The organism is Serratia sp. NFX21, from assembly GCF_048517035.1.
GTDB classification, from domain to species: Bacteria; Pseudomonadota; Gammaproteobacteria; order Enterobacterales; family Enterobacteriaceae; genus Serratia; species Serratia quinivorans.
This window is the reverse complement of sequence record NZ_CP183196.1, coordinates 3,185,935-3,209,532: the sequence shown is the minus strand read 5'-3', so window position 1 is coordinate 3,209,532 and position 23,598 is coordinate 3,185,935. Positions and strand designations below refer to the sequence as shown.

At 56.2% G+C, this 23,598-nt stretch carries 23 protein-coding genes; 6 read left to right on the top strand and 17 right to left on the bottom strand.

Annotated features, from left to right (window positions below; all coding sequences use genetic code 11):
• Window positions 1-9: 9 nt before the first annotated feature.
• Window positions 10-948, bottom strand: a complete 939-nt coding sequence (locus tag ACNT1W_RS15120; RefSeq protein ID WP_419245802.1) for a carbohydrate ABC transporter permease — start codon at window positions 946-948, stop codon at window positions 10-12.
• Between the two features lie 81 nt (window positions 949-1,029).
• On the bottom strand, window positions 1,030-2,283 hold the full coding sequence (locus ACNT1W_RS15115) for an ABC transporter substrate-binding protein (RefSeq protein WP_419245801.1): 1,254 nt from the start codon (window positions 2,281-2,283) through the stop codon (window positions 1,030-1,032).
• 465 nt (window positions 2,284-2,748) lie between these two features.
• On the opposite strand from ACNT1W_RS15115, the gene ACNT1W_RS15110 reads away from it, so the two are divergent.
• The 4 genes from ACNT1W_RS15110 to ACNT1W_RS15095 all read left to right on the top strand — a co-directional run bounded on the left by ACNT1W_RS15110 (window position 2,749) and on the right by ACNT1W_RS15095 (window position 7,970).
• Window positions 2,749-4,419: a DUF4091 domain-containing protein gene (locus tag ACNT1W_RS15110; protein WP_419245800.1), complete on the top strand. Its 1,671-nt coding sequence runs from the start codon at window positions 2,749-2,751 to the stop codon at window positions 4,417-4,419.
• 159 nt (window positions 4,420-4,578) lie between these two features.
• Entirely contained in the window at window positions 4,579-6,300 is a 1,722-nt protein-coding gene (gene olsF, locus ACNT1W_RS15105) for an ornithine lipid synthase OlsF (protein WP_419245799.1), read from the top strand.
• A 99-nt stretch (window positions 6,301-6,399) separates the two neighbouring features.
• A complete protein-coding gene (locus ACNT1W_RS15100) occupies window positions 6,400-7,182 on the top strand; it encodes an N-formylglutamate amidohydrolase (protein ID WP_012145296.1) in 783 nt (260 codons plus the stop codon).
• 74 nt (window positions 7,183-7,256) lie between these two features.
• On the top strand, window positions 7,257-7,970 hold the full coding sequence (locus tag ACNT1W_RS15095) for a flagellar brake protein (protein WP_012145295.1): 714 nt from the start codon (window positions 7,257-7,259) through the stop codon (window positions 7,968-7,970).
• Window positions 7,971-8,017: 47 nt separating this feature from the next.
• Here ACNT1W_RS15095 and pdxY read toward each other — a convergent pair whose 3' ends face one another.
• From pdxY to ACNT1W_RS15080, 3 genes are read right to left on the bottom strand one after another with little or no spacing between them, the layout of a single operon-like run.
• Window positions 8,018-8,857, bottom strand: a complete 840-nt coding sequence (pdxY, locus tag ACNT1W_RS15090; protein ID WP_012145294.1) for a pyridoxal kinase — start codon at window positions 8,855-8,857, stop codon at window positions 8,018-8,020.
• A complete protein-coding gene (locus ACNT1W_RS15085; protein ID WP_419245798.1) occupies window positions 8,858-9,574 on the bottom strand; it encodes a glutamine amidotransferase in 717 nt (238 codons plus the stop codon). It abuts the gene before it with no gap.
• A complete protein-coding gene (locus ACNT1W_RS15080) occupies window positions 9,571-9,825 on the bottom strand; it encodes a hypothetical protein (RefSeq protein WP_012145292.1) in 255 nt (84 codons plus the stop codon). Before ACNT1W_RS15080 ends, ACNT1W_RS15085 begins: the two co-directional genes overlap by 4 nt.
• 68 nt (window positions 9,826-9,893) lie before the next feature.
• Here ACNT1W_RS15080 and ACNT1W_RS15075 point away from each other — a divergent pair, with 68 nt between their 5' ends.
• A complete protein-coding gene (locus ACNT1W_RS15075) occupies window positions 9,894-11,198 on the top strand; it encodes an aminotransferase class I/II-fold pyridoxal phosphate-dependent enzyme (RefSeq protein ID WP_112362882.1) in 1,305 nt (434 codons plus the stop codon).
• A 10-nt stretch (window positions 11,199-11,208) separates the two neighbouring features.
• On the opposite strand, the gene ACNT1W_RS15070 is transcribed toward ACNT1W_RS15075, so the two are convergent.
• The 4 genes from ACNT1W_RS15070 to ACNT1W_RS15055 form a co-directional block, all read right to left on the bottom strand.
• Entirely contained in the window at window positions 11,209-12,180 is a 972-nt protein-coding gene (locus tag ACNT1W_RS15070; RefSeq protein WP_112362883.1) for an LLM class flavin-dependent oxidoreductase, read from the bottom strand.
• Window positions 12,181-12,336: 156 nt separating this feature from the next.
• Window positions 12,337-13,170 (bottom strand): D-alanyl-D-alanine endopeptidase, encoded by an 834-nt coding sequence (gene pbpG, locus ACNT1W_RS15065; protein WP_419245797.1) that lies wholly within the window; start codon window positions 13,168-13,170, stop codon window positions 12,337-12,339.
• A gap of 142 nt (window positions 13,171-13,312) precedes the next feature.
• Window positions 13,313-14,227: a polyphosphate kinase 2 gene (ppk2, locus tag ACNT1W_RS15060; protein ID WP_012145288.1), complete on the bottom strand. Its 915-nt coding sequence runs from the start codon at window positions 14,225-14,227 to the stop codon at window positions 13,313-13,315.
• Between the two features lie 26 nt (window positions 14,228-14,253).
• Window positions 14,254-15,864, bottom strand: a complete 1,611-nt coding sequence (locus tag ACNT1W_RS15055) for an inorganic phosphate transporter (protein WP_368460062.1) — start codon at window positions 15,862-15,864, stop codon at window positions 14,254-14,256.
• A gap of 204 nt (window positions 15,865-16,068) precedes the next feature.
• On the opposite strand from ACNT1W_RS15055, the gene ACNT1W_RS15050 reads away from it, so the two are divergent.
• Window positions 16,069-17,097, top strand: a complete 1,029-nt coding sequence (locus ACNT1W_RS15050; protein ID WP_012145286.1) for a transporter — start codon at window positions 16,069-16,071, stop codon at window positions 17,095-17,097.
• Here the strand turns inward: ACNT1W_RS15050 and ACNT1W_RS15045 are convergent, their stop codons facing one another.
• The 8 genes from ACNT1W_RS15045 to ACNT1W_RS15010 form a co-directional block, all read right to left on the bottom strand.
• A complete protein-coding gene (locus tag ACNT1W_RS15045) occupies window positions 17,098-17,631 on the bottom strand; it encodes an SRPBCC family protein (protein ID WP_112362886.1) in 534 nt (177 codons plus the stop codon). It lies immediately after the preceding gene.
• A gap of 3 nt (window positions 17,632-17,634) precedes the next feature.
• Window positions 17,635-17,982: an ArsR/SmtB family transcription factor gene (locus ACNT1W_RS15040; RefSeq protein ID WP_012145284.1), complete on the bottom strand. Its 348-nt coding sequence runs from the start codon at window positions 17,980-17,982 to the stop codon at window positions 17,635-17,637.
• A gap of 91 nt (window positions 17,983-18,073) precedes the next feature.
• Window positions 18,074-19,300, bottom strand: a complete 1,227-nt coding sequence (locus tag ACNT1W_RS15035) for a Zn-dependent hydrolase (protein ID WP_419245796.1) — start codon at window positions 19,298-19,300, stop codon at window positions 18,074-18,076.
• On the bottom strand, window positions 19,297-19,788 hold the full coding sequence (locus tag ACNT1W_RS15030; protein WP_261277981.1) for an L-2-amino-thiazoline-4-carboxylic acid hydrolase: 492 nt from the start codon (window positions 19,786-19,788) through the stop codon (window positions 19,297-19,299). The genes ACNT1W_RS15035 and ACNT1W_RS15030 overlap by 4 nt, the downstream gene beginning before the upstream one ends.
• Before the next feature lie 29 nt (window positions 19,789-19,817).
• Complete coding sequence (locus ACNT1W_RS15025) at window positions 19,818-20,978, bottom strand: branched-chain amino acid ABC transporter substrate-binding protein (RefSeq protein ID WP_135344273.1); 1,161 nt, start codon at window positions 20,976-20,978, stop codon at window positions 19,818-19,820.
• A 34-nt stretch (window positions 20,979-21,012) separates the two neighbouring features.
• A complete protein-coding gene (locus tag ACNT1W_RS15020) occupies window positions 21,013-21,726 on the bottom strand; it encodes an ABC transporter ATP-binding protein (protein ID WP_012145280.1) in 714 nt (237 codons plus the stop codon).
• Complete coding sequence (locus tag ACNT1W_RS15015) at window positions 21,719-22,489, bottom strand: ABC transporter ATP-binding protein (protein WP_017892945.1); 771 nt, start codon at window positions 22,487-22,489, stop codon at window positions 21,719-21,721. Before ACNT1W_RS15015 ends, ACNT1W_RS15020 begins: the two co-directional genes overlap by 8 nt.
• Window positions 22,486-23,598, bottom strand: coding sequence for an ABC transporter permease subunit (locus ACNT1W_RS15010; protein WP_112362889.1), 1,113 nt, complete (start codon window positions 23,596-23,598; stop codon window positions 22,486-22,488). Before ACNT1W_RS15010 ends, ACNT1W_RS15015 begins: the two co-directional genes overlap by 4 nt.

The window sequence follows — 23,598 nt, the reverse complement described above, 5'->3', positions numbered from 1 at the left end:
CGTGGCTCCTCAGCTGACTTTCAGGCGTTTGCCAATCATCATTTGAATCAGGGTGATCAGCAGGGTGACGGCGAACAGCACCACGGTGATGGCGGAGGCGTAACCTTTCTCCTGCAGGTAAAAGGCATACTTGTAAAACAGGTTGGTGACGGTCATCACGTCGCTTTCCACCAACGCGCGGTCGAACATCAGGAACACCACGTCGAATATTTGCAGGATCTCGATAAAGCTCATCACCGAAACGAAGAACAGCGTTGGCACCATCATCGGCAGGGTGATGCAAAAGAAGCGGCGCAGGGTGCTGATACCGTCAATATCGGCGGCCTCATACAGTTGATGTGGAATGCTTTGTAACCCGGCCAGCAAAATGATGATCTTCAAGGCCAGCGACGACCAGATAATGATGATGGAAACGCTGATGCGCACCACGTCCGGGTCGGACAGCCAGGCCACCGGCGAAATCCCCAGCAGGCCAATCGCCTGGTTGATCAAACCGAAATCCTTGTTGAACAGCCATTGCCAGACCATCGCCACGGCGGCAGGCATGGTGACCGCCGGCAAGAACAGCAGGGTGCGCAGCAGCGCCTTGCCGCGAATGTTCTGGTTCAGGCCAATCGCCAGCAGCAGCGACAGGCTCAGGCTGACGGGGACACACACCACCACATAGAACAGCGTATTGCCGGCGGCGGTGTAAAAGTCGTCGTCTTCAAACAGATTGACGTAGTTATCGACGCTGAGGGTGCTCCAGCGCATAAATTGGTTGAGGTCGGTAAAACTGTAAAAGATGTTCTGTAAAAAGGGGACCAGGTAAAACACCGTCAAACCAATCAGCAACGGCAAGATCATCACCCAGCCCCAGAAACGCTCGGCACGCTCCAGGCGGCTGAGTGCGGGTCGTGGGGTACTTTTTTGTTGTTTTAGGGCACCGTAGCTTTCTGCCAGCGACATGTTGCCTTTCCTCACCTGTAACTGCTCTGCGGTATTCCGCAGCCGGTGCGCCTTCGGGCAGGCGCTACCGGCTCGGGGTGATTACTGCTCCATTACGCGTTCGATCTTCTTGACCGATTTGTCCATCTCGGCTTTGGCGTCTGCACCCATAAAGATTTTCTTCAGGCTGGCAATCCACATGTTTTGCCATTTCGGCGTATTGGTACCGGCTGTGGGGTAGGCTTCGGTCACGTTGAGAGTGTCAATATAAGGTGTGACATCGACTTTTTTGATCTCCGCCGCCCAGGCTTTGGCCGCCAGTTTGTTGGCCGGGATCACCGCTTTTGCCAACTCGGTCTGCGAGGCTTCGGAGCTCATAAATTCAATGTATTTCCAGGCTTCCTGCTTGTGGGCGCTGTTGGCGGACATGGCAAATGCCAGGCTGTGCGCCACGCCGGACTGGCGCTCGATTTTCGGCATCATGACCACGCCGATATGGTCGTTGATCAGCGGATTGCCGGCGAACGGGGCTGCCAACCATGAGCCGGCATACACCATCGCCGCACGGTTGGACTGGAAGATGTTTTCGGTTTTGACTTCGCTCATCTGTTGGGCGCTGGGCATCAAGCCATCTTTCATCATGGATTGCAGCTGTTGATAGACCCAAATTGATTTATCGTTAGCGATGTCGGTGGGTTGACCGTCTTTCGGGACTATGTGGTTGCCGTTTTGGAACAGCAGGTTCATATAGCTGTCCTGCCCGTCAATGCTCAGATCCATCACCAGCGGGAAGGCACTGCCCTTCAAGCCGGTTTTCAGCGCGGTGGCTTTGTTTTTCAGGTCATCCCAGCTCCAGTCGTTGGTTGGGTAGCTGACGCCGGCCTGGTCGAATAATTTTTTGTTGTACCACACGGCGATTGAGTCAACGTCGCGGGGGATGGCCATTTGCTGCCCATCATACTGATAGGCTTTAACCGAACTGGCGACGATATTATTTAATTGCACGCTGCTGCCGGTAATATACGGCGTTAAGGGCTGCATAATGCCATTTTTGGCGTATTGAACGAAATAAGGCATGTTTATCCAGAATATATCTGGCGCGACACCCCCTGCGGCGGCGGAATCCAATTTAACGAAGTATTGTGCCGACGGCGTTAATTCTATGGAGATTTTAATGTTAGGGTTTTCTTTTTCAAATCTTTTGGCAATCTCCTGCTCGGCAGGTAATTGATTTCTGTCCCACACGGCGTAACGCAGGGTTATTTGATCGGCGGCATATAACATGGTCGGCAATAATAATGCAACCGCAATGGCAGAGTGCGCCAGAAGACGGCCGGTATTTTTTATCGGTGACATTGCTTTCCCCTCGGTGAACGACGAATAAATATTTTCGTAACGTGAATTCTTTCTATCCCTTAACTTTCAATGTGTCAATACGCCCCGATCTGCCCAAAAAAGGGGCATGAATGTTTCGTTGTTGTTAAAATCGAAAGGGTTGAAGCTTAAACCGAAAGCGTTACTTGTTCACAATCTGTTAACCTCTTGAGCCGGTTTTGGCCCTGCCAGGCAGTAATTCCGGGCCACTGGGGTCATAGGAATAAATGATAACCCTTGCACCATAATGGGGATTAAAAATATTTTTATTGTGCATGCCGGGTTATCTTTCATTTTTGTGATGCAAATAAACAAAAAAATCGTATGGGGCAGCCGCTGCGACGGCGTGTTGTCGATTTTTGAATGGGCTCTATTGTTTACAGCGATAAAAGGGTTTAGCCTGAAAATCACTCGTCGGTATTTCCCAATAAAAGAGAGCTCACCGTTATGCGCCTTTCATTGACCTTTACCCATTGCCTGGAAAAGATATTCCACAGCCATAACTCGCCGCAGATTATGCAGATAAATAAACTCAGCGGTCTTAATAATGAAACTGTTTCCTGGCAGGCCGTTTATTGCCTGCAACGGGCAGGAAACGAAACGCGTCGTGAATTAGGCTATCGTATTGAGGGGCCATTGGCGGAGTATATCAGCGTGCGTCAGGTGCAATCGGTGCCCAGCCACTTTCCCTGTTATGCCGAGACCGATGAGAACTATCTGCGTACCGAACCGGGGTTATTTCCCGATCCGCTGATGCCCCTGGTCGATCGACTCTTCTTTGCCGCCTGCAATTATTACGGCAGCCTGTGGTTGACCTTAACCCCACCGGCAACGCCAGTAGCGGGCGGGGACTACCCACTGACGCTGACCTTGTTTGACGTGGCCAGTGAGCAAGTGCTGGCCAGTGCTGGATTCACGCTACATATCGTCCCGGCCGCGCTGCCACCGCAAACCCTGCTGCACACCGAATGGCTGCACTCCGATTGCCTGGCGGATTATTACCAGTTGCCGGTGTTCAGCCGGGAGTACTGGCTGGCGGTACGCAACTTTGTCCGTACCGCGGTTAACAGTGGGGTAAACATGCTGTTGACGCCGATCTTCACGCCGCCGCTGGATACCGCCATCGGCGGCGAGCGTACCACCGTACAACTGGTGGGCGTACAGCGCTCTGCGCAGGGCTACCGTTTTGATTTCCAACGTTTGGCGCAATGGGTGGCAATGGCGCAGGAAGAGGGCATTGAGCACTTTGAAATTGCGCCGCTGTTTACCCAGTGGGGGGCGGCGCACGCGCCGAAAATCATGGTGGAGATAGACGGCACGCTGAGTCCGCTGTTCGGATGGCATACCGACGCCCACGCCGAAGAGTATCAACAGTTTCTACAGGCTCTGCTGCCGGCGCTGACCGACTGGTTCCGCGAGCGGCAGTTGCAACAGCGGGTTTGGTTTCATATTTCTGACGAGCCGACGTTGGACAATATCGACGTTTACCAGCGTGCCAGCGCTACCTTGCGCCCACTGCTGGCCGGTTTTCATACTTTTGATGCGCTATCTGATTATGCATTTTACCAACAGGGGTTGGTGGAAACGCCGGTGGCTGCCACCGATCATATTGAGCCATTTATTGAGAATCGGGTGCCAGGCCTGTGGGCCTATTACTGCTGCGTACAAAAGACCGAGGTGGCCAACCGCTTCTTTGCCCAGCCTTCGGCACGTAACCGCATTTTGGGGATCCAGCTCTACCGCTACAACATCACCGGCTTTTTGCATTGGGGCTTCAACTTCTATAACAGTGGTCATTCGCGGGAGCAACTCAACCCCTACGCGGTGACGGATTGCCGCAATGCCTTTCCCTCCGGCGATGCCTTCGTGGTCTATCCCGGTGAGGATCTGACGCCGGTGGAGTCCCTGCGATTGCGGGTACTGCACCAGGGTCTGCAGGACATGCGAGCCTTACAGTTGCTGGAAAGCCTGACGGACCGCGCGACGGTGGAGACTTTGATTGAGCAACAGTTGGGGATGGACATCACTTTTAAACGTTATCCACATCAGGCGGAGCCGCTGTTGCGGCTGCGGGAGGTGGTAAATCAGCGCATCGAAACCTTAATTTCGATGGCATAAAATGCGGCTTTGGTGGCGACAGGCTTCTCTTCGCCACCAAATTTTCAATAATTTGCTATACCTGATAGTTGAGGGATTTCATTTTTCTGTCATGTTTCTGACATGTTAGGGTCATAGCGCTGGCTTAAGTTTGCAGCGACTAAGCCAGGAGATAACGCGATGTTTAGCTTGGACTCTCTGTTGCATGATGCATTTCCACACCGCAAGACCCCTGCCTGGCAGCGTAGCCTGCTGAGAACTTTACTCTTCGAAAAAGAATTCAAACAGTTTGCCGCCGACTATCCACACCTGAAGGGGCTGGATTTGATAGAGCAGGTGGTGGACTACTTTAACCTCAGCTGCGAGTTGGTCGATGGCGACCTGGAAAATATTCCGAGCCAGGGTCCGGTGGTGCTGGTGGCCAACCACCCGATTGGCTCGCTGGATGGGCTGGTGCTGCTGCGTGCCGTGGCGGCAGTGCGCCCGGATGTCAAAGTGGTCGCCAGCCAACTGTTGACCTACATAGAACCGCTGCGCAACCTGTTTGTGCCGGTGGACAACGTCGGCAACAAGACTAATCGCAAACAAATTGAAGGCATGCAGACCCAGTTGGATAAGCAGGGCGCCCTGATCCTGTTTCCTGCCGGAGAGGTGTCGCGTATGAGCCCGAAAGGCATTCGTGACGGCCACTGGCATACCGGCTTCCTGCGGCTGGCGGCCAAGGCCCGGGCGCCGATTGTGCCGATCCACATCAGCGCGCGTAACAGCAACCTGTTCTATTTCACCTCGCTGGTTTACCGACCTCTGTCCACACTCTTACTGGTACGTGAAATGTTCCAGCAGCAGGGCGGACGCATCAAAATTCGCGTAGGTGGCCGTATTCCGTTTAGCAACTGGCATGATGGCCACACCAGCGCCAAAGATTTGGCCGAGCGTTTCCGCCGTCATGTCTACCGTCTGGGCCAGGGTAAAGAAGGATTGTTTGCCAGTGAGTCACCCATCGCCTTGCCAGAGGATCGGTTGGAGCTGAAGAAGGCACTGGCAAACTGTGAGCGTCTTGGGGTGACGCCGGACGGGAAGATTATCTTCCTGTATCGCCGTCAGGGTGAGGCGCGTGCGCCTATCCTGCGTGAGCTCGGTCGGCTGCGTGAGATTGCTTTCCGCGCGGTGGGCGAAGGTTCCGGTCGCCGTCGTGATTTGGACAGCTATGACGATGACTATTATCACCTGGTGCTGTGGGATGCCGACGAACTGGAGATTGTGGGTGCCTACCGCTTTATTCCTACTGCCGAGCAGTTGGAGCGCAAAGGGCTGGAAAGTATCTATAGCAACAGTCTGTTCCATTATGACCGCGAGATGGCACCGATCCTGGCGCAGGGCATCGAACTGGGCCGCAGCTTTATTCAGCCTGCCTATTGGGGCAAACGCGGTCTGGATTACCTGTGGCTGGGGATTGGCGCTTACCTGGCAAAATATCCGCAGTACCGCTATCTGTTTGGCCCGGTTTCCATTTCCGGCGGCATGCCGGTGACGGCGCGTGACCTGTTGATTGCCTTCTACCGACTGTACTTCTCACCTAATCATGCCCTGGCGCAGTCTCGTCAGCCTTATCCTGCTTCGTTGCCGCAGGTATTGGCACAGTTTGCCGGCGATAACTATCAGGAAGATCTGGTGCGGCTGAAAAGCCTGTTGAGCAACATCGGCTGTTCGATACCTACGCTGTATAAACAATATACCGAGTTGTGTGAACCCGGCGGGGTGCAGTTTATTGATTTCGGCACCGATCCGGCCTTCAACAACTGCATTGACGGCCTGGTACTGGTCGACCTTACCCGGCTTAAACCGGCGCGGTTCCAGCGTTATATTGCTGTGCATCAGCCACAGGACACCTGTATAGAGTAATTGGCATGCGCTTCATGCTTTTTTGATCTAACCCGAAGCTTGGCAACGGTGGTGGGGTATAGCCTAAGATAAGGCTTTGTTCCGCCACCGGAGTTTTTCATGCCACAGTCGTTCGTCTCATCTTTGTTATCCGCTGAAGACCCCGCCGCCGTGGCGATTGAAACGCCCAGGGGCGTCGCGCCTTTTCTATTACTCTGCGATCACGCCGGCCAGGCGATACCGCAGCAGTTGGGCGATCTGGGTCTGCCACCCGGTGAAATCGACCGCCATATCGGTTGGGACATCGGCGCATTAAACGTTTCGCGTCATCTCAGCCGTCAGTTGGACACTACGTTGATCCATCAGCGTTACTCCCGTTTGGTGATTGACTGTAACCGCACGCCCGGCATCAATAGCTCGATCCCGTCACTGTCAGAATTGACGCCGATACCCGGGAATGTCGATATTGATGCCAGACATGCGCAGGCTCGCGAGCATGCCATTTTCAGGCCTTATCATCAGGCGATAACCGACCATCTGGATGAACGCCAGCGCAACGGGCTGCCGACGGCGGTTATCGCCATGCACAGCTTCACGCCGGTATTCAAAGGCAACGAGCGGCCGTGGCAGGTGGGGCTGCTGTTTAACCGCCAGCCGGAGTTCGCGTTGCTGCTGGCAGAGCTGCTGCGGGAGGAAGGGGATTTGCAGGTCGGCGTTAACGAGCCGTATGCCATGACCGATGCAACGGATTACACCCTGCCGGTGCACGCCGAGCGGCGGGAGCTTCCCTACGTTGGCATTGAGATCCGCCAGGATTTAATCGCCGACCAACAGGGTCAGCAAGCCTGGGCTGAACGCTTCGCCAGACTGCTGCCACAGGCCTGGCATCGCTGGCAAATTTGACTTTAGGAATATTCCCAGTGATGATAACTGTAAGGAACGTGTAAAGCGTCATTGGGAAGAGTCAGGAGCGACGAGTGGAGCAGAATGATAACGGATTGTTTATCAAGCAGGAGCGATTCGAAGTACTGGCAATACTGCGTGAAATTTGTAAACAGCGCACGCCACTGAAGGTCGTCAATGATCGGCAGCAGTTTCAAAGCCTGCTGTTGAGCGTCGGGCCGGATAATATTGTGTTTAGCGGCGATGAGGCGGACAACAGGGTCGACGGCGAATGCACCATTGTGATTGAAAGCCATGACGCGAAGATCGAATTTTCCGTGGGACAGGCCGAGTTCACCGACCATCAAGGGGTTAACGCCTGTTCAACCCGATTGCCGAAAGAACTAATCTACATCCAGCGCCGTCGTCAGTTTCGCGTCACCACTCCCCACTGGCGTGAATTTCTCTGCAGCGGCGAATACGCCGATGGCAGCGAGTACCAGTTGAGGATCCACGACCTGTCTGCCGGTGGCGTTGGTTTGCGAGTTGATGGCCCATTGCCGGAAAACCTGCAGCCCGGCTTTCAGTTTAAAAAGGCCTTGTTGGATCTCGGCAGTTACGGCAGTTTCAAGGTCAATATGGAACTGGTGGTGATCAATGAAGATCACGAACTCGATGACGACGACAACATGGTGCACTTCTCGCGCCTGTCGTGCCGTTTTATGAAGCTGGGCCTGGCAATGGAAAGAAAAATTCAGAGCGCAGTGTTTGCTTTCGAATTGGATTTCAATAAAAAGAAAAAACGCTAAATAGGAAATCAGCGGGGCAGCAGGCTGCCCCGTCACTCCGTTCTATTCTATTTCAAGGCACGCAGGCTGCCGATTTCCTCCAAACCGAAATGCGCCGCTTCAGTCAGCACATCGCAGACCTCACTGCTGGCGGTCAGGACTGCACTATTGAGATTTTTCCCGTTCAACAAATGGCTGACCAGCAACGCGGTGAACATGTCACCGGTGCCCTTTACCTTCGACTGAATCTTGGGATGGGTATAGCTTTGCACCTCGTCGTGGCTGACCAACAGTAAGCCAATCTGATCGTCATTTTCCGCCACGCCTGGCGCACTGGTCACCAGTACCCACTCGGTAGTGTCATTCAATAACGCCTGTGCGGCATGCTGCGTTTGCTCTCGGCTGGTTAACGGATGCCCGCAAAGTTGCTCCAGTTCGAAACCGTTGGGGGTGAGGCCATTAGCCAGTTGCAGGAACGGTGAACGATAACAACTGACGATACGTTCATCCACGTAAACGCCTTCACCGTAATCGCCCATCACCGGGTCGATATAAATTTTTATCTGCGGATTGATAGCGCGCACGCGCTGTAGCCAGGTGTGTAGAAAATGACATTGGCCAACGTCGCCCAGATAACCGATGATCACCGCCCTGGTGCGTTTCATTACGCCGCGGGTCAGTAAATCCTCGAGAAAGCCGCTGAACCACTCGGCCGGAATTACGCCACCGCTGGGCGCGCCATAATAGGGCGGGCAGCCGAACAGCACGCTGGGTACCTGTAACGCTTCCAGCCCTTTTTTCAGCAAGGTGCGATAGGCGATACCGTTGCCGACGCTGCCATACACGACCTGCGATTGAATACTGATCACATCAATCTGCGGCGGTTGTAATTGAGAAACCTGTTGCATCTATAACATCCTTGGTTCGACTTTATCCAGCCACCGCGTAAATACCTGACGGGCGCGCTGTTCTAATTCTGTACCGTGGCGAGCAGCCTGTTGGCGCAAACGCTGTGGCAGAATACCGGCCAGTTCAAGCTCACAGGCATGGCCAACCAGCCAGCGTTCCAGATCCTGATGATCGGCTTCCAGATGGAACTGTAGCCCAAGGGCAAAATCCTGATACTCAAATGCCTGATTAGGACAAACTTCGGTACCGGCCAGGCAGGTCGCGCCCTCCGGGATCATAAACATATCGCCGTGCCAATGCAGCACGGGTGTTGTTCCCAAGGGCGCCAGCACCGAGTCTTCATGCTCTGAGAGCGTTAACAGCTCGAAGCCGATCTCTTTCACGCCGAGCGAAACCACGTCGGCCCCCAGGGCCTGAGCCATCACCTGAGCGCCAAGACAGACGCCCAGCGTAGGCCGTTTTTGCTGCAGCCGCTGGGTTACCAGTGCTAATTCATCGTTGAGAAACGCATAATGCTGCTGACCGGCAAAATGCTGCGCCGCGCTGATCGGGCCGCCAAGCACCACCAACAGGTCGGTCTCCTCATTATTGATGGCACGTATATCGTCACGGCCCGCATCGTAATAATCAATCTGATAGCCCCGTAGTGAAAGCAGTGAGCCCAGGATACCGAGGTTTTCAAAATTCACATGTCTGATAGCGACAACTTTCTTCATGGCTGCACCTCCGTGCCAAGGGGATAAGGTTCCAGTTCCAGCGTATCGCCCAGGATGGTGATACCGCCAATGCCGCTTTGATAAACTATCCGACGCTCTTTAACCTGGCTGATATGCAACCGGTAGCCCTGCTCCGTAGGAAACAGCGCCTGGGCCTGCTGCAGTTGGTCGCTGGCCCAGGGGGTGAACATCTGCAAACGGGCGAAAGCTTTGCCATCGTGTTGAATATCGAGTACGTAATGTTTTTCCATCTTTACCCCTTAACTTTTACGTTCCAAACAGGTAATCTGTTTTGAACTAATACAAAAAGGCTTTATGTATGGGTTCATTGTATGCAAAAGGCGGCAGCGCTGTCCAGATTGCTGAACAGATCAGCACGCAGATCAAGCAGGGGGATTTACAGCCGGGTGACCTGTTGCCGCCGGTGCGTCAACTGGCCGGCGAACTGGGAGTTAACCCCAATACCGTTGCCAGCGCCTATGGCAAGCTGCGCGATGCCGGGTTGGTCGCCACCCGCGGGCGTGCCGGTACTCAGGTACTGGAGCAACCGCTGATGGCGGTGCACAGTGTTCGGCAGGTACCCGAAGGCATGCGTGATTTGGCCAGCGGCAATCTGGATGGCACCTTGCTACCGGCACTGTCGCTGAGTGCGGCCGACGTCTTCCCACAGCAGAGTGGCTATGACATCAGCGGTGATTTACCGGCGCTATGTCAGCTTGCCGCTGGCTGGTTGAGCCAACAGGAGGCGGAACTGGGTGAGACGGCGGTGTTTTCCGGGGCGCTGGATGCCATCGAAAAGGCGCTGCGCAGCCATGCGGCACCGGGGGCCTCGGTGTGGGTGGAAGATCCCTGCTGGCCACCGTTATTGACGCTGCTGCGGCATCTGCGTCTCAAACCCTTGCCGCTGCTGGTGGATGAACAGGGTTGCCGTCTGCCGGAAAAGGACGCGGGTACGCAGGGGTGTGCAGTGATCCTGACGCCACGCGCACAGAACCCAACCGGTATGTCGCTTAGCGCTACACGTGCCAATGACTGGCGTGAGTTCCTGGCCCAAAATCCGGGTTGTCTGGCGATTGTCGATGATTTCTGGGGGCCGCTATCGCAACAGCCACTGAATTTGCCGTTTACGGCAGACAAGGGATTGTATGTGCTGTCACTGAGCAAGTTTCTCAGTCCGGATCTGCGTATAGCGCTGGCCTACGGCAAGCCGCAACTGTTGCAGGCAATGCGTGCGGATCAATACATACGCGAACGCTGGGTCAGCCATATTCTGCAGCAAATTGCCGCCAAATTATGGATGCAGGCGCAGCATGATGGTTTGCTGGTGCGGGCGCAGCAGGCTTACCAGCAACGACGAGACGCGTTGACGGAGCGGTTGCAAGCATTGACCGGCTCGCGGTTAGCGCCGGGTGAAGGGGTACATATCTGGCTGCCGGTGCGTTCAGAAGCCGCCGCCAGCCAAATCATGGCACAGCGCGGCTGGTTGGTGCAGGGCGGTGAACCCTTCCGTCTGAAAAGCGGCCCGGCGATCCGTGTCAGCCTGGCCAACCTGTTTCCGGAGCAGTTAGAGGAACTGGCTCAGGATCTGGCCGTGGCCATCGGCGCGGGTGCCGTGGTGAACTGATTGGGCAGGCTCAGGCCTGCGCCAACAGTTGCAAAGAGGTCAAACGGGCGACAGGCTCGCTGATCGGCGTGTCTATCACAAACTCTTCCACGCCATATTGCTGCTGTAATTGATCTAACTGGCTGCGTACCTGCCGGGCAGTGCCGAGCAGGATGTGGCTTTCGCGCGGCTCAATACGGTAATCGGTAGCTCCGGCCTGCTGAACATAACTCTCTGCCTGCTCAAGGCTGCCGACCGTCACGCTTTGTCCGCCGGTCACATGTACCCGATATTGCTGGATCCCGGCGGCCAACGCCTGGGCCTGATCGGTCGTGTCGGCAACGATCACCGCGACGGCCAGCAGGGCTTTGCGTCCGCCACTTTGCTCGGCGTAATGAGCTAGTGCGCGCTGGATATCGTCCGGGTTACCATTGAGCTGCGCGGCAAAGACAAAGGCCCAGCCGTGTTCAGCAGCCAGTTGGGCACTTTCTTTGCTGGCTCCCAGCAGGAAGCGTTGTGCGGGCTGTGACGGTTGCGGAGTGGCACTCAGACCGGGTTGCGCGTCATCATTGAGGTAGGCGTTGAGCTGGGCAAGCTGCTGCGGAAAGTCCGGTTTATTCTGTTGATCGTGGGCGGCCTGCAGCGCCTGGGTAGAGAGCGGCAGCCCGCCGGGCGCTTTGCCCACCCCCAGATCGACCCGTCCCGGTGCCAGTGTCGCCAGCAGATTGAAGTTTTCCGCCACCTTATAGGCGCTGTAATGTTGCAGCATGACCCCGCCGGAGCCAATGCGGATGCGGGAGGTTTGCCCGAGTAAATAGGCGATCAGCACTTCGGGGGAAGGGCAAGCGAGCTGCGCGGTATTGTGATGCTCGGCCAGCCAAAAACGACGGTAGCCCCAGATTTCCGCCTGCTGCGCCAAATGCAGCGTGCGTGTCAGCGCCTGGGCGGCGCTCTCTCCTTCGGCAATCGGACTTTTTTCCAACACGCTCAGGGCATAAGCCATTTTCCTGCTCCTTTATCATCAATTATTGATGACAAATAGCATGCCCGGCCCCACAGGCTTAATATTGATTGGAGATAGGATATTCCATTGATAAAAAACGGATTTGGATATGCGCAGAACGGTAAAGAGGCGCGTGATTAACGCGCCTGAAACAGATCAGGATTCCAGCCAGGCTTTCAGGCGAATGGCGTCTTTATAGTGGCCATAGCGCTGCTTCGAGCCGAGCAGGATGATCACCACCGGCTGCCCTTTAATCAGAGTACGCATCACCAGACAGTGTCCGGCTTCGTCGGTGAAACCGGTCTTTTGCAACTGGATTTTCCAGGCGGGATTGTTGATCAGTCCATTGGAGCTGCGGTAGACCAATTGACCGCGGCCAGGACGCACGATTTGCTGTTTGTCGGTACTGAAACGGCGAATGGTCTGATAACGGTAGGCGTGATTAACCATTTTCAGCAGGTCATTGGCACTGGCGACATTGCGCGGTGTCAGCCCGGTAGGATCATAGAAGCGGGCGTGTTTCATGCCAATGGTGCGCGCTTTTTGATTCATTTTCGCCACGAAGGCTTTGCGCCCCCCGGGATAGTTGCGACTCAGCGCCGAAGCGGCGCGATTTTCCGACGACATCAGCGCGATATGCAGCATGTCACGGCGGCTGAGGGTAGAGCCGATCGTCAGGCGCGAGTGGGTTTTCTTCAACAAATCACGGTCGGCGGCGGTGACCATCATCCTGTTGCCCAGCGGACGCTTGCTGTCCAGCGTGACCATGGCTGTCATCAATTTGGTTAGCGAGGCGATAGGCTGCACCCGGTTGGCTTGTTTCTGATACAGGATTTTCCCGGTATGTTGATTGACCACCAATACCGATTTCGAGTACAGCGCCAGCGGCGCAGCGGCTTGTGCTGCGGGCAGAATGAACAGCAGTGTGAGAACCAAAATGGCGCCAAAGCGGCGTGCGGGAAAACGGATGAGGGAATTAAATAAAGACATGGCAGACGTGATTATGATCCTGACAGGTGAATGAATATTGCCAAGAGTCTGCACAGCAAATGTGGAGAAAATAGGGTGGCGTTGTAACGGGATGAGAATCCGACAGGGATCAGGGAGGCGTTTTATCACCTCCCTGGATAAATCAATACACTTCAGGCACCACCATATTGTCGGGCACCGGGTGGCGGTTGTAATCCGGGCTGCGTTTACGCGGCGGCAGGGTGATGACATTGCCTTCCGCCTCTTCGTATGGCAGTTGCTCAAGCAGATGGCGAATACAGTTCAGGCGCGCCTTTTTCTTGTCAACGCCCTGAACCACCCACCATGGCGCCTCAGGAATGTTAGTGCGCGCTAACATGACCTCTTTGGCCTCGGTGTAGTCTTCCCAACGGCGGCGGCTCTCCAAATCCATCGGGCTGAGCTTCCACTGCTTTAACGGATCGTGGATGCGGCTGAGAAAGCGCAGTTCCTGCTCATCGTCAGTGATAGAAAACCAGTATTTGACGATCTGTATACCGCTGCGCGTCAGCATTTTCTCGAACTCCGGCACGCTACGGAAAAACTCTTCATATTCCTCGTCGTTGCAAAAGCCCATCACTTTTTCCACCCCGGCGCGGTTGTACCAGCTGCGATCGAACAGCACCATTTCGCCCGCCGCCGGCAGATGGGCGATAAAGCGTTGGAAGTACCACTGGGTACGTTCGCGGTCGTTCGGCGCAGGCAGCGCGGCCACGCGGCAGGTGCGAGGGTTCAGGCGTTGAGTGATACGTTTGATCACGCCACCTTTGCCGGCGGCGTCGCGGCCTTCAAAAATGATCACCAGCCGGTGGCCGGTGCGCATCACCCAGTCCTGCAGTTTGACCAGTTCTCCCTGCAGGCGCAGCAATTCGCGGAAATACTGTTTGCGCCAGGCTTTCTTCTGGTCACTGTCCACTTCGCTATCGTCAAAGCGCAGGTCGTCCAGTTCCATCTCCAGCTCTTCGTCGTAACTGTCGTAAAACTCCTGCAGCAGGCGTTGGTTGAAGCTTTCGTCGCGGTCAAATTCATGCATGGCCATAATTAATTCTCCGTGTTAGCCCGGTTTTAGAAATGGGTGAAAATCCAGTACAGCCCGGCAGAAAGCAGCACCGAGGCCGGCAGCGTCAACACCCAGGCCATCAGCAGATTGCGCAGGGTGGACATTTGCAGGCCGGAGCGGTTGGCCGCCATGGTACCGGCGATGCCGGATGACAGAACGTGGGTGGTGGAGACCGGTAAACCAAAAATGTCCGCCGCGCCGATAGTGGTCATCGCCACCAGTTCGGCACTGGCCCCCTGGGCATAGGTCAGATGACTTTTGCCGATTTTCTCACCAACGGTGACCACAATGCGCCGCCAGCCGACCATGGTGCCCAACCCCAGAGCAATAGCTACCACCACCTTGACCCAGAACGGGATAAAGCGGGTGGCGCTGTCCAGATCGCTTTTCAGGGCATCCAGATTGCGCTGCGAGTCAGCGGATAATTGCAGCTGTTTTTCCGACTTCAGGTGTTTAATCACCTCCGATGCCAGATACATATCGTTACGGGTGTTGGAAACCGCCTGCGCAGGGATTTTGTCGACCGAGCCGTATTGGCGAATTTGATCGCCAATGGCCCCGGTCAGCTGCGCCAGCGCTGGGACCACTTCTGCGGTCAGTTCACTGGTACGCACATAGCCGGTCAGCACGTCGCGCGGCGGAGTCTGGCTGACCTGCGGGAACTGGTGCAGCAGTTGGTTTTTGGTTACTTCCGCCAGTGCCGCCACGCGTGGGATTTGTTCTGGCGGCATGGAGCGGTTCAGCGCGTAGGCAATCGGCATGGTCCCGACCAGGATCAGCATGATCAGCCCCATGCCTTTTTGCCCGTCGTTGGAGCCATGGGCAAAGGAAACCCCGGTACAGGTGAGGATCAGCAAACCGCGGATCCACAGCGGCGGCGGCGAATCATTCTTGGGGGCGGTGTACAACTGACGATTTTTGACGAAGACTTTCAGCGCCAGCAGCAGCAGGGCAGCAAACACAAAACCGATCACCGGGGAAAGCAACAAGGCGTAGCCCACCTTAATCGCCTGGCCCCAGTCAACACCGCTGGTGCCGGTGCGGCCATGGATTAGCGCATTGGCTACCCCAACGCCGATGATTGAGCCAATCAGGGTATGAGACGAGGAGGCCGGCAGCCCGAGCCACCAGGTGCCGAGGTTCCAGATAATCGCCGAGAACAGCAGGGCGTAAACCATGGCAAAGCCATTGCCGGTACCGGCCTGCAAGATCAACTCAACCGGCAACAGCGAAATGATGCCGAACGCCACCACTCCGCTGGAAAGCAACACGCCGAGAAAGTTAAAGAACCCTGACCAAACCACGGCCACCATGGGCGACAATGAATGGGTATAAATAACGGTGGCCACCGCATTGGCGGTATCATGAAAACCATTAACAAATTCAAAGCCCAGCGCAATCAGCAACGCTAACCCCAATAAAAGGAACGGCAGGTAGCTGGTATATACCGCACCGGCATCGCTAACGTCGTTAAATAAATTCACCCCGGCAAAAGCTATCCCCAGCACTAATAAAAAAACAAAAAAAAGAACAGTGAGTCGACTGTTCTTTTGGTAGATTTTTGGCAGGCTGGACGCGGTAGGCGCACCTGCCTGAACGGCGCTGTTATCGCTCATAAAGGACCTTCCCGATAGACTTCATTAGAATACTGACGATGTTGTACAGTGCTGCCATCAAAGTATTGGGAAATAATGTGACTTTTTTATGACGCTAATATTAATCATCGGGAAAAGTGAAAATAATTAACGTTGTCATTTAAAGATTGATATAAAGGCGAAAGCCAATTAATTAATCAGTGCGGTTATTCAGGATAAAGGTTTATGGCTCAAACGGTTGCGGGAAAATTGCACAAACTTGATTTCGATGATGAGGTTACCGGGCTGATTTACGGACACGTGTTCCGCACGGCAGAGCCGCCGCAGCCGGTGTCTTCACAGCAGGCTTGCCAGGCCTGGCAGGCGTTATTGCCGGGTGAGGGATTTATCTGGCTACATCTCAACCTGAATCATGCGGCCGCTGAAAAATGGCTAAAAAACCACTTTGCCATTTCCGATTTTTTCTTTGACGAAATTCGTCACGGTTCCCATACCACCCGCATTGAGCGCCAGGGCGATGATCTGTTTGCGGTGCTCAACGACGTCATTTTTCACCCCAAAGAGAACAATCCAGAGATTGCCACGCTGTGGCTGTACTGCCGTAGCGGGCTGGTGGTCACGGCAAGGCACAAACCGCTGCGTTTGATTGAGCGGTTGCTGGGCCGTCTGGGGCCGCTGCAACTGGCATCCTCTACCGAGCTGTTGGCGCATCTGCTGGAAGAACAGGAAGAGGTGCTGGAGCAGGTAGTCCGTCAGGCCAACCAGTATGTCGACACCATTGAAGATCGCCTGTTGAGCAATCATGTGAAGCGTAATCGCACCGAACTGGGGCGCATGCGTCGCATGCTGCTGCGATTTCAGCGGCTTTTGGCACCGGAGCCGGCGGCGCTGTTTCGTTTACTGAATCGGCCGCCGACCTGGCTGAGCCGCGACGTGGTGCAGGATTTACGCCAGTTCACCGAAGAGTTCACCGTGGTATTGAACGACCTTGCCAGTCTGACCGAGCGAATTCGTCTGTTGCAAGAGGAGATTGGCGCCAAGCAGATGGAGCAGAACAACCGCACGCTGTACACCCTGACGGTGATCACCGTATTGGCGTTGCCGATCAATATCGTTGCCGGTTTCTTCGGTATGAATGTGGGCGGGATCCCGCTGGCCAGCAATCACCACGGTTTTATCCTGTTGGTGTTGCTGGTCGGCGGCTTTACGCTGGTGACCGGCTATCTGGCCTTCAGACGCCGGGATGAAGGGTGATCAGAGTCTGGCCCGGTACTCTTCTTCCAGCCTGGCGTGGGTACTCCAGAAGGGCTGAGGTTGCCGGTCGTGCAGACGGTCGACCAGAATATCCAGATGAGTGTGCCAGCCGCCGGCCACGCTGAGCATTTCGTCACGGTTAGCCAGGCGACGATGGGTCACCGTCAACAGCACCGCGTTACCCTGTTCGGTCAATTCGAAGGTCACTTCGGAAGGGCGGTTCTGTCCCTGTTCCGCCCAGGTAAAGCTCAGCAGCCGCGGCGGGAACAGGCAGGTGATATGGCCGACGTTGCTGACGCTGCAACCGAGGTTTTTATATTTGGCCGGCGTTTGTTCATGCTCACCGGTCAAGTCGGAATTGCGGAACACCAGCTCAACCTGGGCACCGTTTTCCAGCTTCATATCGCCGGCGGCCAGCCAGGTGGCGCGTTTGTCGGATTCCGTCAGATAGGCCCAGACCCGTTCGATCGGGCCGGGCAGCAGCCGCTGAATGCGCAGCGTGCCGGTTTCAATAATCATGCCGTAGTCGTTCATAGTTCACTCCTTGGGAGGATTCGGTTCGGGCTGCAGCAGCGCTATTTCCAGCGCGTCCAGCCGCTCTGTCCAGAAATGCTCGTAGGTTTTCAGCCATTGCATGGCCTGCGCCATTGGCTCGGGTTCAAGCCGGCAGATATGGTTTCTTCCCTGCACGGTTCGCTGCACCAGCCCAGCAAGCTCCAGCGCCTTGATATGCTTGGATGCGCCGGCAAACGACATTTGCAGCGGCGCGGCCAGTTCACCAATGCTGTGCTCACCACCGGCCAACGCACGCAGTATCGCGCGCCGCGTTGGGTCGGAAAGTGCACGAAAAATGGCGTCCAGCTGTGAGGAAGATAATTTAACCATATGGTTGAATATAGAACAGGTGGGCTAATATTCAACCAGTTTGTTGAATATTTTTTTTCCAGGCCCCGGCCGATTAACCGGGGCTGCGGGATCAGGCGCGGGTTTGTGCCAGCAGCGCGTTAAGCAACACGTTGGCACCGGCGGTCGCCCACGCAGGCGAGATGTTCTCCAGCTCGTTGTGGCTGATACCGTCCACGCAGGGAATAAAAATCATCGCCGTGGGGGCCACCCGACTCAGGTAGCAGGCGTCGTGACCGGCACCGGAAACCATATCGCGGTGTGAATATCCCAGCGCCTGTGCCGCCTGGCGGACGCTGTCGATACAGCCTTGATCAAAACGTATCGGTTGATACTGGAAGATACGCTCGGCACTGGCGCTCAGCCCCTGGTTGCCAACCTCGGCCACCGCAGCCAGCAGCTGTTGTTCCATCTGTTCCAACACCGATTCTTGCGGGTGACGAAACTCAACGCTGAAGAACACCTTGCCAGGCACCACGTTGCGCGAATTGGGAGTGATTTGTGCCATCCCCACCGTGGCGCGCGCGTCTGGCATGAAATGCTTGCCGATGTTGTTGACTGCCGTAACCAGGGTGGCGAAACCAAGCAGGGCATCACGGCGGCAATCCATCGGCGTGGTACCGGCATGGGCGCTAAAACCGGTGATCTCCAGCTCATACCAGCGTTGACCTTGCGCTGTGGTCACTACGCCAATCTCAATGTTTTCCGCTTCGAGGATAGGGCCTTGCTCAATATGCAGCTCAAAGGCGGCGTGGATCGGCATGTCGCCCACGGTGTGTTCACCGGCGTAGCCAATCTGTTGCAACGCCTCACCGATACTGATGCCTTGTGAATCGCTTCGTGACAGGCCGTATTCCAGATCGAACACCCCGGCAAACACCCCGGAGGCAATCATTGCCGGGGCGAAACGAGCGCCTTCTTCGTTGGTCCAGTTGATCACTTCCAGCGCTCGCTCGGTGGCAATCTGGCGATCGTTAAGGGTGCGGATCGCTTCCAGACCGGCCAACACGCCATAAATACCGTCGAAACGGCCGCCGTTGGGCTGGGAGTCAACGTGGGAACCGGTGATCACCGGCGCCAATTCCGGGCGGGTGCCCTCACGGCGCAAGAACATATTACCCATGCGGTCGACCCGTACACTGCAACCGGCTGCCAGCGCCCAGTCACGCAATTGGTCGCGAGCCTGACGGTCCTCTTCGCTGAGCGCCAGGCGGGTGACGCCGTCTTTCGGGATGGCGCCGAATTGCGCCATGTCGAGCAGGCTTTGCCACAGGCGTTCGCCATTCACCTGATGCGTCATTTTTTCTCTCCCTGCGCTTTGGCGGTGTAGCGGAAATCGCAGCAGGACGCGCCGGACATAATGGTCTGGGTACGCTGCAGTTCGACATCCGGCGCATAGCCGACGATAAACTGACTGTCGCGAGCGCAGGACAACAGGTGGCCGATTTCACCCAGCCCCATCTGGTGGTACATTTCGGCATAACGGCAGCGGGTGACGTTATAGTCGAAATGCTGCTCGTCCTGGTTGATCACCTTCACCTGCAGCGCATCGTCTTTTTCCCACAGGTACTGCAAGGCGGCGAAACTCTGCAAATCAGCGCCATTCGGCTCCTGCGCGGCAAAGTTTTTACCGGCCTCGATGGCCGCGTTTTCGATGGCTTCGCCAATCACCGCCTGCGCTCGCTCTTTACCGATCTCACGCACCAGGATTTGGTAGATTGGCTTGATGATTTCCGCCTCTATCCGGCGTCGGGCCAGAATGCCCAATTCGTTTTTTGCCTCGCTCATTGCCTTGCTCCTCACTGCCTTGCGGATTGTTATTGTGCTTTTGCGCCGCCCAGTACGCTTTGCGGCTGCCATTTGCCGTCAACCACCCGGTAAAGAGTGAAACTTGGCTGCTGCAGATTGCCCTGTGCATCGAACGCAATGACACCCGTGACGCCCTGATAATGGATGGCGCGCAGCTTCGGCAGATAATCGGCCGGATCGGCGGACCCCGCCTGCTCGATGGCGGCAATCAATACCCGCGTAGCGTCGTAGGCGAACGGCGCATGCAGTTCGATATGGGTTTTGTAGCGGTCACGGTAGGCCTGCTCAAAGGCTTTGCCGCCGGGCATCTGTTCCAGCGGCAGGCCCGGTTCCAGTGCCACCACGCCTTCACCTTCTTTCTGTGCCAGCGTCAGGAAAGTCTGGCTGACAAAGCCACCTGCGCCCATCAGTTGGGTGTTCATCCCCAACTGTTTGATCCGACGGGCCAGCGGGGCGGCCTGCGAGTCGACGCCGCCGAAGAAGATCAAATCGGCGTTCTTGCTGCGCACGGTGGTCAGTACCGCACTGAAATCAACGGTCTTGTCGTCGACATACTCCCGCGCGACCGGTTGCAGGCCCTGAGCCGCCAACGACTTGATAAACTCATCTGCCAGCCCCTGGCCGAACGCGGTGCGATCGTCGATTACCGCAATACGCTTGGCCTTCAGCACCTTCACCGCATAGTCGCCAGCATAATGACCGCCGTCATCGTCGTGGCCCATTACGCGGAAGCTGGTATCGAACCCTTGCTGAGTATAGCCGTGGCCAGTGGCGACCGGTGCGACCTGAGCAATCCCGGCGTCGTGGTAAATACGCGCCGCCGGGATGCTGGTGCCGGTGTTCCAATGGCCGACCACGCCGGCGACGCCTTCGTCCACCAGGCGTTGGGCTACCGCAACGGCGGTGCGTGGGTCTGACTGATCGTCCTCGGACAGCAGTTTAAAGGTGACCGGCTTGCCTTTCAGCGTCGGTTTTTGGGCGTTGGCATCGGCGATGGCCAACTGCGCGCCATTTTCCAAATCCTTGCCGATACGGGCGGAAGGGCCGGTCAGCGGGCCTGCCAGCCCGATCAAAATAGTTTCATCGGCCTGAACCGGCGATGTCGCGCCCAGGCTGACCAGAACGGCGGCGGCCAGCGCCAACGGCTTGAAGCGAGTTATCTTGCTCATGTAAAACTCCCGGTGTGGTTAAAAGTAAAAACGGTTATTCGCCCAGATAGGCTTGTTTGATTTTTTCATCGTCCAGCAGGTCGGCAGAGCGACCACAGTGGCTCAGGCTGCCGCTGTCCAGCACATAGGCGCGATCCGTAGATGCCAGTGCCAGTCGGGCATTTTGTTCCACCAAAAGCAGCGTGACACCGTCACGAGAAAGGCTTTTGATAACCTCAAAAATGGCTTCAACCACGATCGGCGCCAACCCCATAGAGGGCTCATCGAGCACCAACAGGCGCGGACGGCTGAGTAACGCCCGGCCAATGGCCACCATCTGCTGCTCACCGCCGGAAAGCAGCCCGGCCTGCTGTTGCAGCCGTTCACGCAACCGCGGGAATATAGAGCAAACCTGTTCCAGATCCTGGCGCACCGCCGGTTTGTCACGGCGCGAATAGGCACCAAGCTGCAGGTTTTCCAGCACCGTCATGCGGGCGAAAATACCGCGTCCTTCCGGGACCATCACCAGGCCCTGTTGCAATAAGCGATGAGGTGGCATACCGCGAATGGAACGGCCATCGAACAGGATTTCCCCTTCGAAGGGTTGCAGACCGGTCAGCGCGCGCAGGCTGGAGGTCTTACCTGCACCGTTAGCACCGATTAAAGTCACCTGTTCGCCGCTGTTCACCGTGAAATCGATGCCTTTCACGGCATGAATGCCGCCGTAAGACACTTTTAACTGTTTGACCATCAATAAGGGTTCAGACATCGGCAGCTCCCCCCAGATAAGCGCGGATCACCGCCGGTTCACGTCGCACCTGTGCCGGTTCGCCTTCGGCGATCACTCGGCCGTAATCAAGTACTGTCAGACGGTCGCACAATCCCATCACCAGTTTGACGTCGTGCTCGATCAACAGCAGGGTTTTGCCGCTTTCGCGGATACGTTGCAGTAGCTCGCGCAGCGCCACTTTCTCGGCGGCGTTCATACCGGCTGCCGGTTCATCCAGCGCCAGTAATTTCGGCTCGGTCGCCAGCGCCCGGGCGATTTCCAACCGCCGCTGGTGACCATAGGAAAGGTCGCCGGCGCGATAGTGGGCAAACTGGCTGATGCCGACGTACTCCAGCAGCGCGTGGGATTTCTCTCGTGTGGCTTGTTCTTCCTCTCGGGCACGCCGATGGCGTGAGATCGCCGCCCACAGGCCGTTGCGGGTGCGCAGATGGCAACCGACCATCACGTTCTCCAGAACGCTCATTTCATTGAACAAGCGCAGGTTTTGGAAGGTGCGGGCGATACCGGCCTGTGCCACCTTGTCGATGGCCTGCGGCTTGTAGCGGCGATCCTGCAGACGAAACTCGCCGCTGTCGGCCCGGTACAGGCCAGTGATCAGGTTGAAACAGGTGGTTTTTCCTGCACCGTTCGGCCCGATCAACCCGTAAATTTCGCCCTGGTGAATGCTGATGCTTACGTCATCCACCGCGGTCAGCCCGCCAAAGCGCTTACTGACGTGACTGAGTGTGAGAAGTGGCGTCATGAAGCGGCTCCCGGTTGATGGCGTGCCGGCCACAGGCCCGCAGGGCGATACAGCATCACCAGAATCAGGGCCAGCCCGTAGAACAGTTGGCGAATAATCTCTGGATCTATCCACACCTGGCCGAATAGCGCCTGTTGCAGAGGGCCCATGGTGCTGCGCAGCAGCTCTGGCAGGGCGGCCAGCAGTAATGCGCCGAGGATCACGCCGGGTATGTGGCCCATGCCGCCCAACACCACCATTGCCAATACGGCGATCGACTCTTGCAGAGTGAAGGATTCCGGTGAGACAAAGCCCTGAAACGCCGCAAACAGTGCGCCGGCGACACCGCCAAAAGTCGCTCCGATGGCGAAAGCCAGCAGCTTGAAGTTGCGTGTGTTGATGCCCATCGCCCGCGCCGCGTCTTCATCTTCGCGAATGGCGGTCCAGGCGCGGCCAACCCGCGAATGCTGCAGGCGCAGGCAGACAAACAGGATCAGTAACAGCAGAGCAGCGAACAGGTAATAATAGAGATACAGCGATGAAAAACGGATGCCAAACCATGAGTGCATACCGGAAAACTTCAGGCCGAACAGCGTGACTGGGTCGATAGCGGAAATCCCTTTAGGACCATTGGTGATATTGAGTGGCCGGTCCAGATTACGCATCAAAATACGCACTATCTCACCGAAACCCAGCGTGACGATCGCCAGATAGTCTCCACGCAACCGCAGCGTAGGTGCTCCCAGCAGAATGCCGCACAGCGCTGCCAGCACCGCTGCCAGTGGGATCAACAACAGGATCGACAGATGCAGCCCCTCAGGGAACCACTGCAACAGCAGCGGAAATTGTTGAGTAAGGTGCGGTGACGAGAGCAGTGCGGTCAGGTAGGCGCCGACGGCGTAAAAAGCGATAAATCCCATGTCCAGCAGGCCGGTGAGGCCGACCACGATGTTCAGACCCAGCGCCAGCATCAGATACAGCAGTGCGAAGTCGATCACCCGCACCCAATAGTTACCGCCGACGGATCCGGCCACCCAGGGGGCCAGCAGCAGACCGAGAAAAAACAGAACCACACCAAGTCTGGCGCGATGAGGGGAAGCGGTGTGTAGAGTAGCGGTCAGAATAGTCAT